This window comes from Haloarcula pellucida (genome assembly GCF_014647235.1).
Classification (GTDB): domain Archaea; phylum Halobacteriota; class Halobacteria; order Halobacteriales; family Haloarculaceae; genus Haloarcula; species Haloarcula pellucida.
Genome location: NZ_BMOU01000007.1, coordinates 43,897 through 56,600 on the forward strand (window position 1 = coordinate 43,897; position 12,704 = coordinate 56,600).

A 12,704-nucleotide genomic window follows, 5' to 3' on the forward strand; every position below is an offset into this window, starting at 1 on the left:
CTCAGCGAGCGTTTGAGCGACCACCAAGTACTTTCCGTTCGGCTGACATCGCAGGGTATGAAGCGCCGCTCGTATCTCGCCCTCCTGAGTACCGCTCTCGGTGCTGGCTGTGTCTCGCCGCTCGACAGCACCGGGCCGGACGGGCGACAGCCAGACGGAACCGGGACCGAAGCGACGCCAGCGTCACCGTCGAGCGCCGAGCGGTCCACCGACGCCGACGACGCGTCCGGCCCCACGCGAGTCGTCGAGACGATAGCGGTCGGGACACGAGAGGGCGTCGAGAACCCGGGCGACAACGGGCCACACGGCGTGATGGTGTGGAACGCCGGGTCGAACGCCCGCGAGATAGCGGTCAGTGTGCGAGCGGCCGACGACGGCCCGTCGCTGGAGCGCCGCAACGAGTACGCCGCCGACACGACCCGCCGGTTCGAACTGCTGACGCCCGCATCCTACACCGTCGAGATTCGCGTCCCCGTCGACGGCCGGCAGACGACGGTCGGCGTCGACCGGAACTGGTTCGACTGCAACAGCTCCAGTCACCGAGTCAGAGTGCCCGGCGTCGGACCGATTACGTCGACAGCGTCCTCGACGCTGCTCGCGTGTCCCCGGGGGACCGTCACCGAGTCGTAGTCTCCGGACGGATACGGAGTGCTCCGGACCGCTCCGTGGACGAGATTTTTGGTTCAATGCCCCGTCACATCGCGTATGGCCGGCGACCCCGCCACCGACGCCACGGTAGAGGGCGCGAGCGAGTACAAGGGGTCGGCCACCCGGTCACGCCTCGCCGGCATCGCCCGCTTCTTCCTGAAACTGGGGCTGGTCGGATTCGGCGGGCCGCTGGTCCACATCGCGATGATGGAGGACGAACTCGTCGGCGAGTGGACCGACGAGTCGACGTTCATGGAGGGGCTGGCCATCTGCAACATGCTCCCGGGGCCGGCCTCGACCCAACTGGGCATCTTCATGGGGTGGGTCCGGGGCGGGAATCTGGGGGCGCTCGTCGCCGGCGCGACGTTCATGGCGCCCACGTTCGTCGTCGTCGTCGCGCTCACGTACGTCTACTTCGCGTTCGGCCAACTCCCGTCGGTGCAGGCGTTCTTCTACGGCGTGAACCCCGTCGTCATCGGCCTCATCGGCGGTGCGGCGTACTCGATGGGGCGGAGTTCGCTGCGGGAGGGGCGACCCGACCTCACGGTCACGCTGGGCGGCGACGAGTGGACGATAGACCTCCGTCTGTTCGGGTTGCTCACGGGTGCGCTGGTCGCCACCGTCCTCGTGAACCCGAACCCGGTCGTCGAGTTCGCCGTCGCCGGGGCCGTCGCCGTCTTCCTGTTTCGCCCCGAGTGGGTCCGAGCCAACTGGCGGCGCGTCTCGCTAGGAACGCTCGTCGCCCTCGCAGTCGGAACCCTCTACGCGTTTCGCGCCCGCGCCGCGACCGTTCTCGGTGACACACTCCCGCTCCCGGCGGCGCTCACCGGCCTGTTCGCCGCCGTCTGGGGCAACCTCTGGATCAAACTGTTCCTGTTCATGCTGTACACGGGGTCCTTTATCTTCGGCGGCGGCCTCGTCCTCATCCCCTTCATCGAGAAGTACGTCGTCGGCGTCTTCGGGTGGCTCACCGCCACGCAGTTCGTCGACGGCATCGCTATCGGCCAGTTGACGCCCGGCCCGGTCGTGATGACCACGGCGTTCGTCGGCTACAAACTGATGCTCGACGCCTACGGGTCGGTCGGGTGGGCCGTGCTGGGCGCGTTCGTCGCCATGCTCGGCGCGTTCGCCCCCTCGTTCCTCTTCATCACCGGCGCGTTCCCCTACGTCGCGCGCGTCCGGGACGACGAGACGGTACGGGCCGCGCTGTACGGCATCAACGCCGCCGTCGTCGGCGCCATCGTCGGCGCGACGGTGACACTCGCCGTCGACGCCTTCGCCGTCGTCGGTGGGTCACCGTTCGGCGTGACCGGCGTCGACCCGTTCCGGGTGGCCCTCGCAGTGACGACGTTCGCCCTCTTCACCCGGGACGTGGACGCGATGTACCTGATTCTGGGCGGTGGGCTGGTCGGTGCGAGCGTGTTCTTCGTGGTGTGAGGGCAAGGCCAGTCAAAAGATTAGCAGCAGAAGAGTTGCAGTGAGCATCCGGCGCGCGGACTACCGCTCCGAAGGCGCGACAGGAGCACGCCGCGATTTTCCCCACGTTTTTGCACGACCGAGGGCGGCTTTGCCGCCCGAGGGAGTTGCAAAAAGTGGTCTTACCTCACGGGCTTCGCCCGTTCGCTATCGAGGTTCCTACGGAACCTCGCTTGCCTCGCGGCTTCCGCCGCTCGACTGTGAGGTAGGCCCTCGCTTCGCTCGGCCCTCCCTGCTCACGGCTTCGCCGCTCGCGATTTCGAGGTTCGTCGCGTTGCTCAGAACCTCGCTTACATCATGCCGCCCATACCGCCACCCATGCCGCCCATGCCGCCGGGGGCGCCACCGGGGCCGCCGGGGCCGCCTTCGTCACCGTCGCCGGACGTCGAGAGGTCGCCGGCGGCGATGATGTCGTCGATCTTGAGCACGAGGTTCGCGGCCTCTGCAGCCGAGGAGACGGCCTGGGTCTTCGCGTGGGACGGCTCGACGACGCCGGTGTCGAGCGTGTTCTCGACGTCGCCGGTGAAGACGTTCAGGCCGGCGCTGACGTCGCCGTCCTCGTGGGCGGCGCGCAGGTCGACCAGCGTGTCGATGGAGTCGAGGCCGGCGTTCTCCGCGAGCGTACGCGGGATGATTTCGAGTGCGTCGGCGAAGGCCTCGACGGCGAGCTGTTCGCGACCCTCGACGGAGTCGGCGAAGTCGCGCAGCCGAGCGGCGACCTCGATTTCGGGAGCTCCGCCGCCGCCCAGCACCGCGCCGTTGGCGACGGTGGCGGCGACGACGTCTAACGCGTCAGTGACGCCGCGTTCCAGTTCGTCGACGACGTGGTCGGTCGAGCCACGCAGGAGGAGCGTGACGCCGTGGGCGTTCTCGCCGCCCTCGACGTAGAACAGCCCCTCGTTCTCGTCACGGGAGACGGTGCCGTGGCCGAGGTCGTCCTCGCTGGCCGAGTCGAGGTCCGAGACGATGCTCGCGCCGAGGACCTCCTTCAGGAACTCGATGTCGGACTTCTTCGCGCGCTTGACGGCGAGGATGCCCTTCTCGGCGAGGTAGTGCTGGGCCATGTCGTCGATGTTCTTCTGGCAGAACAGGACGTTGGCACCGGTGGCCTCGACCTTGTCGACGAGGTCCTTGAGCTGCTGTTCCTCCTTATCGAGGAAGTTCTGGAGCTGGCTCGGGTCGTCGACCGAAAGCTGGGCGTCGACTTCCGTCTCGTCCAGTTCGATGGCGGTGTCCATCAGGAGCACCTTCGCGTCGTCGACCGAGGTGGGCATCTCCTCGTGGACCGGGTCCTTGTCCACGACGGCGCCTTCGAGCAGTTCGGAGTCGCCGGCGGAGCTGCCGGTCTGGGTCTCGATGTTGAGGTACTCGAGGTCGGCGACGACGGAGCCGTCGTCGGCTTCGACGGTGACCGCGTTGACGGCATCGACGATGATCTGGGCGAGCAGTTCCTTGTTGAGTTCCGCGCCCTTGCCGGTCATCGACGTCTCGGCGACCTTCTTTAAGAGTTCCTCGTCGTCGGGGTCGACGTCGGTCGCGATGTCGTTGATCTCGGCTTTGGCTTCCTTTGCGGCCATGTCGAAGCCCTTGATGATGGCCGTCGGGTGGATATCCTGTTCGAGGAGGTCCTCGGCGTTCTTCAGGAGTTCCCCGGCGATGGCGACGGCGGAGGTGGTGCCGTCACCGGCCTCGTCCTCCTGGGTCTCGGCGACCTCGACGATCATCGAGGCCGTCGGGTTGTCGATGTCCATCTCCGTGAGGATGGTGACGCCGTCGTTCGTGACGGTGACGTCACCCATCGAGGAGACGAGCATCTTGTCCATCCCCTTCGGTCCGAGTGTCGAGCGTACGGACTCGGCGACCGCGCGAGCGGCCGAGATGTTGTGCTCCTGTGCGGACTTATCCTTCATCCGCTGGGCGTCTTCACCGAGAATGATCATCGGCTGGCCCTGCATTTGGCGCTGGCTCATAGTCAGCGAAAGATTGCATGTGGTTCTATATAAAAGTGCGGGATAGGAGCGAATCACGGGGGTGATATGAATCCACAGACGACCGGTGAAACCGCCACACTGCGACCGAAACCGCAGATTATCGTGTTACTGTTTGGCACATCGTCTGCCCACCCGTGCCGCCGGTTTATATATCTACTCGGCAGGCTCTTTCCAGTGGACGATAGCCGTCCCGACGACGAAGGCGTCGTCGCTGTCCCGATCACGTTCGAACTGGAGCGTGTTCGCCCCGGCGTGGAGTTGGTCGGCGCCGACGGTGTCCATCCAGTACTGCCACCCGGACCCCGGCGCGATGTCGAACCCCGACAGTGGCTCGTCGTTGAGGCAGATCTCGTGCGTGAACGCGTCGACGTCGTACACCTGCATCTCGACGTACGGTTCGGCCGGCACGTCGGTCGGCACCTCGAAGGTGACTGGGTCGGTACTGTCGCCGGAGAACTCGGCCCACGGTACGTCGAGGGAATCCTCGTCCGGGCCGAGATGCTGCTGGAACGTACACCGTGCGTAGTTCGCGCGTCGCGTCATACCGGACCGACGGCCGGCACCCAAATAAAGCAGGGTGCGAGTCGGCACGGCGACGTCCGGAGCGCAGACGTGGTCAGTAAAGCGGCTCCGGGCCCGGCGGCATCGCGCGCTTGTGCGCGCTGGACTCGTACATCTCGCGGACCCGTTCGACGACGGATTCGGGGACGCCGATGTGGTCGGCGGTGGCGGTCTTCGGGACGCCGCCGTCGACGTGGAGCGCGAGTATCGAGTCGAGCGTGTCGTAGTCCATCCCCATCTCCGTGGCGTCGGTCTGGCCGCTCCACATCTCGGCGCTCGCCGTCTTCTCGGCGAGGTCGTCGGGGACGCCGACGTGTTTCGCGAGTTGGCGGACCTGCTGTTTGTACAGCGGCGCGATGGGGTGGCAGTCGACGGCACCGTCGCCGTACTTCGTGTAGTAGCCCACCAGCGCCTCGCTCCGGTTGCCGGTGCCCAGCACGAGGGCCGTCTCGTGGTTGCCGACGAGGTAGTTCAGCACGGCGCGACAGCGCACACGGAGGTTCCCCACCGCCAACTGGTCGCCCTCGGCGTCGGGGTAGGCGTCGAGGAACGCGTCGACCAGCGGGTTGATTTCGACGACGTCGTACTCGATGCCCAGCAACTCGTCGGCGACCCGTTCGGCGTCGCTCATGTTGTCCGCGCGGTTGACCTCGCTGGGCATGACGAGGCCGTGGACGGCGTCGGGTCCGAGTGCCTCGACCGCGAGGTGGCTGGTCAGCGTACTGTCGATGCCACCCGAGAGGCCGATTACTGCCCGGTCGACGCCCGCGGCGTCGAGTTGGCCCTCGACGAAGTCGGTGATGTGCTCGCGGTGCGCCTCGAGTTCGGCCTCCGAGAATGTGAGGTCGAGCGGGTCGTCCGCCCGCACGACGGTGTCGGCTTCGGCCATACCTATCGGTAGGCCTAACCGAACAAATAGCCATCCATCGACGCGGTATTTTCGGACGTGCGTCCAGCGATCGGACCACATCCGGAGACAGTGTCCACCCTGTGGACGTCCCGCCGGAAGCGCTACGTTCAAGTGCGACGGTCGTAGAAACTGTTAGTGAACGCGTCGGTGACGAGCGGTTCCGCAGGAATCGCGACACGCCGCGCGAGTGCAGTGCGCCGGTGGTGAGCAAACCCGTCGGGTTTGCGAGCCACGGAGCGCGAACGAAGTGAGCGCGCCGGTGGTCCAGTGGTAGGACAGAGCCTTCCCAAGGCTCTAGCCCGGGTTCAATTCCCGGTCGGCGCATTCTGTTACGACGGGCCCGTGAGCGGCGCCGCTGGCGGAGTGCTCCAACGGCAAAGAAGACGCGGTACACGTCCGGAAACCGGCGACCGGCGGAGACACACCGGACGGGTGAGCGGCCCGGTGCGCGGTGTCATCCGGTGATGAGCGACACACGCCGTAACGAGAGCGCGTCGGCGTTTCGGGACCTACACATTCTTGTGTGGGAGGGGCTAACCAGTTAGGTATGCATAGCGGGGTTACCGTCCTCGTCTGCGGGAGCGACGAGGCCGCCGTCGCGGAGACGGCACGCGCACTGGCTCGGGTGGGGGACGACTTCGAACTGGTGACGGCCGACGGCGAGGCGACGGCGAGTTCCGTCGGCGCAGTCGACTGTATCGTGAGCGACGGCGTCGACGTGCCACCGCTGGTGGCGGGGCTACGGGAGACCCGTCCCGACGTCCCGGTCGTCGTCTTCGGGACTGGGTCAGCCGACGCCGTCGACGGCGTCCTCGAAGATAGCACGACCGACTACGTCCAGCGAGGGACCGACGGGCAGTACGTCGTCCTCGCCCACCGCATCGAGCAAGCGGTCGCGGCCGCCGACCGCGGGTCCGGGGCCGTCGGTGCCGGGGAGTTCGACCGCCACGGCGAGGTCATCGAAGCGCTGGACGACGGGGTGTACGCGCTCGACGACGAGGGGCGATTCGTCTTCGTCAACGGCGGGATGGCGGATCTGACCGGCTACGACGCCGACGAACTGCTCGGCGAGCACACGGGCGTCATCAAGGACCGCGAGACGGTCGAACTGGCCGAGTCGAAACTCGCCGCGTTGCTCTCCTCGGACGACCCCGACGACGTGGGGACGACGTTCGAACTGGAGCTCCGGCGGGCCAACGGCGAGACGCTCCCCTGCGAAGACCACATGACGGTACTGTACGGGCCGGACGGGGAGTTTCGCGGCACCGCGGGCGTCATCCGTGACATCACCGAACGAAAGCGCCGCGAGGAGATGCTCTCTGCGCTACAGGAGACCTCCCGGGCGCTGATGCAAGCCCCCAGTAGAGAGGCGGTAGCGACCATCGTCGCGGGCGCGGCCGAACGCGTCCTCGGACTCGATATGGCCGTCGTCCGACTGTACGACGCCGACGAACGAGTGTTGCGACCGACGGCGACAACGGACGCAGTGGTCGAGCGACTCGGCGAGCGCCCGGTCTACGCACTCGACGAGGGACGACCGGGAGAAGTGTTCGCGTCCGGGGAAGCCACGACACAGAGCGAGGCCCACGAACTCGACGACGCCGACCCGGCGGTCCAGTCCGGACTGTACTTCCCGATCGGCGTTCACGGCACGCTGAGTGTCGTGTCGATGAAACCCGACGCCTTCGACGACATCGACCGGCAGGTCGTCGCACTGCTCGCGACCAACGCCGCGGCGGCGTGCAACCGCGCCAAGCGCGAACAGGAAGTCCGAGAGACCCGAGAGCGCATCGCGACCATCCTCGACCGCATCAACGGCCTCATCGAGAACACCGTCGAGGTGCTGGTCGAGGCGACCACCCGCGAAGCCATCGAGGTCGGCGTCTGCGAGCAACTGGCCGCGACCGACCCCTACACCTTCGCGTGGGTCGGTCGTCCCGACGTCCGCGGGAACGCGCTGCTGCCCAGCGAGTGGGCCGGCGACGCCGCGATAGCGATGGACGACCTCTCGATCCCGCTGGGCGACGGCGTGCCCGGCAGCGTCGCCTTCACCGACCACACCACCGAGATACTCGACGACCTCGCGGCCGCCGACAGTGAGTGGGTCGACCGCGTCCGCGAGGCCGGCGTCGCCTCGGTGATGGCCATCCCGCTGTCGTACACCGATTCGACCTACGGCGTCCTGTACGTCTGTGCCGACGAACCCGACGCCTTCGACGACCGCGAGCAGGTCGTCCTCGAAGCGTTGGGCCGGGCCGTCGCAAACGCCATCAACGCCATCGAGAGCGGGAAGATTCTCTCGGCGGACAAGGTCGTCGAACTGGAGTTCACCGTCGACGACCGCGATCTCCTCCTGAGCAGACTGTCGGCGTCGACGGGCGCGACGTTCACGTCGGCCGGCGCGGTCACGCAGGACGACGGGGCCATCCGCCTGTACCTCACGGTCGAGGGCGGAGACAGCGAGGCGATTCTCGCCGAACTGACCGAGGACGACACCGTCGTCAGCGCCACCTGCGTCGCCGAACACGAGGGGAGTTCGCTGTTCGACGTCACCGTCGGCGAGTCGCTGCTGGCGACGCTTGTCGACCACGGCGCGGTGCCGAAGGCCATCTCCGGCGAGAGCGGCATCGTCCGGTACACAATCGAACTCCCCTACGAGACCGAGGCCCGGGAGGTGTTCTCGCTGGTCGAGGACAACTACGGCAACACCGACCTCGTCGGCTACCACGAACACGAACGGCCGGTCCAGACCCAACAGGAGTTCCGCGCGTCGCTCGCCGAGCGGTTCACCGACCGGCAGGAGACGGCGCTCCGAACCGCGTTCCTCGGCGGGTTCTTCGAGTGGCCCCGCGAGGTGGACGGCGACGAACTCGCCACGGCGATGGACATCTCCCGGCCGACCTACCACCAGCACCTCCGGGCGGCCCAGCAGAAGGTGTTCGAGGAGTTGTTCGAGGGCTAGCGAGGGGCGCGAACGAAGTGAGCGGCCCTCGAAGCGAACGGGGAGCGAAGTGACCCGTGAGCAGTAGCGTGGCCCCTCGCTTCGCTTGGGCTCTCGAAAGTACCGAGCGGCGCGAACGAAGTGAGCGGCCCTCGAAGCGAACGGGGAACGAAGTGACCCGTGAGCAGTAGCGTGACCCCTCGCTTCGCTCGGGCTCTCGAAAGTACCGAGCGGCGCGAACGAAGTGAGCGGCCCTCGAAGCGAACGGGGAACGAAGTGACCCGTGAGCAGTAGCGTGACCCCTCGCTTCGCGCGCCCCTCGCTACTGCTCGCGGCTCGCAGGGCTCGCCGCCGCGCTGTGTCGAGGGACCGCACTGTGTTCGGCCCCTCGCTATCCTCGCAACCGCGGGATACTTGTCGGGGCCTCGCCTACCCACGGCCGACAGATGGACGCCCCGTTGTGGACCGAGACCCACGCGCCGGCACTCGAAGAGATCCCCCAGCAGAAGGCCCGCGAGCACCTGCAGGGCGCCGTCGAGGAGCCGATGAACCTGCTGGTCCACGGGCCGAAGGGGGCCGGCAAGACGGCCGGCGTCCGTGCCTTCGCCGAGACGGTCCACGACAACCCCGACGCCGACTTCACCGAACTCAACGTCGCCGACGTCTTCGACATGACGAAAAAGGAGGTGGCCAACGACCCGCGCTTCGCGTCCTTTATCGACAGCAAGCGCCGGCGCGAGTCCTCGAAGGCCGACCTCATCAACCACGTTCTGAAAGAATCGGCCAGCTACACGCCGATGTCGGGCACCTACAAGACCATCCTGCTCGACAACGCCGAGGGGATGCGCGAGGACTTCCAGCAGGCCCTGCGCCGGGTGATGGAGCAGTACTACGAGGCCACGCAGTTCGTCATCGCCACGCGACAGCCCTCGGCGCTGATCCCGCCGATTCGCTCGCGATGTTTCCCCGTCGTGATGCGGGCGCCGACCCACGAGGAGACGGTGTCGGTGCTTCGAGACGTCGTCACGGCCGAGGACGCCGACCACGACGACGACGGACTGGAGTACGTCGCCGGGTACGCCGAGGGCGACCTCCGGCAGGCCATCCTCGCCACACAGACCACCTACGAGGAGGCCGGCGAGGTGACGATGGAGACGGCCTACGAGGTGCTTGCCGACGTCGAGGCCGACGACGCCGTCGCGGACATGGTCGAGGCCGCCGAGGAGGGGCGCTTCTCGGACGCGCGCTCGACGCTGGACGACCTGCTCGTCGACGAGGGGTACGGCGCCGACGACGTACTGGAGGAACTGCTCGGCGTCGCCCGGTCGCGGTACTCCGGCCAGCGGCTGGCCGAAGTCCACCGACTGGCCGGCGAGACGGACATGGCGCTGACCGACGCGGCCAACGAGCGGATTCACCTCTCGCGGCTGCTGGCGCAGCTACAGACGTAGCGTGTGAACTGCACACCAGCGACATCCCCGAGAACCGGGAGTTGCGGCTTCGAAATCCTTTTAGGCGCTTCGGCGGGAATCTATGGACAACGAACCATGGATATCGACATCATCGAGGAAGAAACGAACCCCATGTTGCACCGAACGGACGTCCGATTCGAGGTCGTCCACGACGAAGCGACGCCGTCCCGTCTCTCTGTGCGCGACTCTCTGGCGGCGACGCTGAACAAGGACGCCGAGGAAGTCGTCATCCACGAACTCGACACGAAGTTCGGCATGCGCAAGACGGTCGGCTACGCGAAGGTCTACGACAGCCCCGAGTACGCCCGTGACGTCGAGCAGGACCACATGCTCGAACGCAACAAGATCGTCGCCGACGGCGAGGAAGAGGCGGAGGAAGCATAGATGGCCCGCAACGAGTACTACGAGGACGGCGAACTGGTCAAGGAGAACTGCCCGCGCTGCGGCGACACGGTGCTGGCCGACCACGACGACCGCAAGCACTGCGGCAAGTGCGGCTACACCGAGTGGAAGTAAGGCCGCTTCATGCGCGTTCTCGGTATCGAGGGTACCGCGTGGGCAGCCAGTGCTGCGCTGTTCGAGACTGACGACCCGACCCGGGCAACCGACGACGAACACGTCTTCATCGAGAGCGACGCCTACCAACCCGAGAGCGGCGGCATCCACCCGCGCGAAGCCGCCGAACACATGGGCGAGGCGATTCCCGAGGTCGTCCAGACGGCCATCTCCCACGCCCGCGAACGGGCAGGTGGCGACGACCCACCGATCGACGCCGTGGCCTTCTCACGCGGGCCCGGTCTCGGTCCCTGTCTCCGCATCGTCGGCACCGCCGCCCGCGCCGTCGCCCAGCGGTTCGACGTCCCTCTCGTGGGTGTGAACCACATGGTCGCCCACCTCGAAGTCGGGCGCCACCGCTCCGGGTTCGAGTCGCCGGTCTGTCTGAACGCCTCCGGCGCGAACGCCCACTTGCTGGGCTACCGGAACGGCCGCTACCGCGTGCTGGGCGAGACGATGGACACCGGCGTCGGCAACGCCATCGACAAGTTCACCCGGCACGTCGGCTGGCAACATCCCGGCGGTCCGAAGGTCGAACGACACGCCCGCGACGGCGACTTTCACCCGCTTCCCTACGTCGTCAAGGGGATGGACTTCTCCTTTTCGGGCATCATGAGCGCCGCGAAGCAGGCCTCCGACGACGACGTGCCGGTCGAGGACGTCTGTCGCGGACTGGAGGAGACCATCTTCGCCATGCTGACCGAGGTCTCGGAGCGAGCGCTGTCGCTGACCGGCGCCGACGAACTGGTGCTGGGCGGCGGCGTCGGCCAGAACGACCGCCTCCAGCGGATGCTCCGGGAGATGTGCGACCAGCGCGGCGCCGACTTCTTCGCGCCCGAGAACCGCTTCCTGCGGGACAACGCCGGCATGATAGCCATCCTCGGCGCGAAGATGTACGCCGCCGGCGACACCCTCGCTATCGAGGAATCGGGTATCGACTCGAACTTCCGGCCCGACGACGTCGCGGTGTCGTGGCGCGGTCCCGAGGAGTCCGTCGACCGCGTGGTCGAGACGGAGACCGAGGTACAGGGCGCCGAGGCGACGGTCACCATCGAGGCCGACCGCGTCGTCAAGGACCGGGTCCCTCGAAGCTACCGCCATCCGGCGCTCGACGAACGGTTGCGAATCGAACGGACCCGACAGGAGGCCCGTCTCACCAGCGAGGCCCGGCGACACGGCGTCCCGACGCCGCTGGTTCTGGACACCGACCCCGACGAGGCCCGACTCGTGTTCCAGCGCGTCGGTGACGCGGACCTGCGGGAGGCGCTGACCGCCGACACCGTGGCCGCCGTCGGCCGCTCCCTCGCACGAATTCACGACGCCGGGTTCGTCCACGGGGACCCGACCACTCGCAACGTACGAGTCGACACCGGCCGCGAGGACGGCCACGTCTTCCTCATCGACTTCGGACTGGGCTACTACACCGACGAACCCGAGGACCACGCGATGGACCTCCACGTCCTCGCCCAGTCGCTCTCGGGTACCGCCGACGACCCTGAGACATTGCTCGCCGCGGCCGAGGACGCCTACCGGGAAGAGAGCGACCACGCCGAGTCGGTCTTCGCCAGCCTCGACGACATCGAGGGCCGCGGTCGATACCAGTAACCGGAACGCACACGGGCCCGCCAGTCCTCACCCAGCGTATGAACTACATCGCGTGGGCGGTACTCGCGCTCGTCGGCTACACGCTCGTCCCGCCGCTGGCGAAACTGGCGACGGCCGAGATCCCCAGCGACGTGGTGCTTCTCATCTCCAACGGGATACTCGTCGTCGCCGCCATCGGCCTCGTGGTCGCCACCGACCTCTCGGTGGCGAAGTACCTCAGCCACGAGGACGCTATCTACGCCTACGGCGCCGGCATCGCGCTGACCGTCGGCATCATCGCGTACTACCGGGCGCTGGCGGCCGGCCCGGTCAGCGTCGTCGTCCCCATCTTCGGAATGTTCATCGCGACCAGTTCCGTCATCGGCATCCTCTTTCTGGAGGAGTCCCTGACGGCGCGGAAGGCCGCCGGCATCGGGCTGGCGGTACTCGCCGTGTATCTCACGTCCGTCGAGTGACCACGCCGGGCGGTGGCCGGGAGAGGTCTCAGTGCCGCGAAGACGGGGGAGGCGTGCTATCGAACAGTCCGCCGAGCGAAGCGAGGCGGT

11 protein-coding genes and 1 tRNA gene are annotated in these 12,704 nt (G+C 67.3%); 9 read left to right on the forward strand and 3 right to left on the reverse strand.

The window, feature by feature from the left end:
• Positions 1 to 57: 57 nt before the first annotated feature.
• Together IEY28_RS18635 and chrA are read left to right on the forward strand one after the other, a co-directional pair.
• The gene (locus tag IEY28_RS18635) at positions 58 to 630 is read left to right on the forward strand and encodes a hypothetical protein (RefSeq protein ID WP_189001482.1); all 573 of its coding nucleotides are present in this window, start codon (positions 58 to 60) and stop codon (positions 628 to 630) included.
• Positions 631 to 705: 75 nt separating this feature from the next.
• Positions 706 to 2,085 carry a chromate efflux transporter gene (chrA, locus tag IEY28_RS18640; protein ID WP_189001484.1) on the forward strand — a complete coding sequence of 460 codons (1,380 nt, stop codon included), beginning with the start codon at positions 706 to 708 and terminating at the stop codon, positions 2,083 to 2,085.
• 329 nt (positions 2,086 to 2,414) lie between these two features.
• Here chrA and thsB read toward each other — a convergent pair whose 3' ends face one another.
• The 3 genes from thsB to IEY28_RS18655 all read right to left on the reverse strand — a co-directional run bounded on the left by thsB (position 2,415) and on the right by IEY28_RS18655 (position 5,565).
• Complete coding sequence (gene thsB / locus IEY28_RS18645; RefSeq protein ID WP_189001486.1) at positions 2,415 to 4,094, reverse strand: thermosome subunit beta; 1,680 nt, start codon at positions 4,092 to 4,094, stop codon at positions 2,415 to 2,417.
• A gap of 174 nt (positions 4,095 to 4,268) precedes the next feature.
• Positions 4,269 to 4,658, reverse strand: a complete 390-nt coding sequence (locus IEY28_RS18650; protein ID WP_189001488.1) for a DUF7383 domain-containing protein — start codon at positions 4,656 to 4,658, stop codon at positions 4,269 to 4,271.
• Between the two features lie 73 nt (positions 4,659 to 4,731).
• Positions 4,732 to 5,565, reverse strand: a complete 834-nt coding sequence (locus IEY28_RS18655) for an NAD+ synthase (protein ID WP_189001490.1) — start codon at positions 5,563 to 5,565, stop codon at positions 4,732 to 4,734.
• Between the two features lie 274 nt (positions 5,566 to 5,839).
• Between IEY28_RS18655 and IEY28_RS18660 the strand changes: the two genes are divergently transcribed.
• The 7 genes from IEY28_RS18660 (at position 5,840) to IEY28_RS18690 (ending at position 12,614) form a co-directional block, all read left to right on the forward strand.
• Positions 5,840 to 5,910 (forward strand) — tRNA-Gly (locus IEY28_RS18660).
• A 223-nt stretch (positions 5,911 to 6,133) separates the two neighbouring features.
• Positions 6,134 to 8,548: a bacterio-opsin activator domain-containing protein gene (locus IEY28_RS18665; RefSeq protein ID WP_189001491.1), complete on the forward strand. Its 2,415-nt coding sequence runs from the start codon at positions 6,134 to 6,136 to the stop codon at positions 8,546 to 8,548.
• A 425-nt stretch (positions 8,549 to 8,973) separates the two neighbouring features.
• Complete coding sequence (locus IEY28_RS18670; RefSeq protein ID WP_189001493.1) at positions 8,974 to 9,978, forward strand: AAA family ATPase; 1,005 nt, start codon at positions 8,974 to 8,976, stop codon at positions 9,976 to 9,978.
• Between the two features lie 96 nt (positions 9,979 to 10,074).
• Positions 10,075 to 10,383 (forward strand): 30S ribosomal protein S24e, encoded by a 309-nt coding sequence (locus IEY28_RS18675; protein WP_166967012.1) that lies wholly within the window; start codon positions 10,075 to 10,077, stop codon positions 10,381 to 10,383.
• Entirely contained in the window at positions 10,384 to 10,515 is a 132-nt protein-coding gene (locus IEY28_RS18680; protein WP_135303338.1) for a 30S ribosomal protein S27ae, read from the forward strand.
• A gap of 9 nt (positions 10,516 to 10,524) precedes the next feature.
• Positions 10,525 to 12,159: a bifunctional N(6)-L-threonylcarbamoyladenine synthase/serine/threonine protein kinase gene (locus IEY28_RS18685; protein ID WP_189001495.1), complete on the forward strand. Its 1,635-nt coding sequence runs from the start codon at positions 10,525 to 10,527 to the stop codon at positions 12,157 to 12,159.
• A 38-nt stretch (positions 12,160 to 12,197) separates the two neighbouring features.
• A complete protein-coding gene (locus IEY28_RS18690) occupies positions 12,198 to 12,614 on the forward strand; it encodes an EamA family transporter (RefSeq protein ID WP_189001497.1) in 417 nt (138 codons plus the stop codon).
• Positions 12,615 to 12,704: the final 90 nt, after the last annotated feature.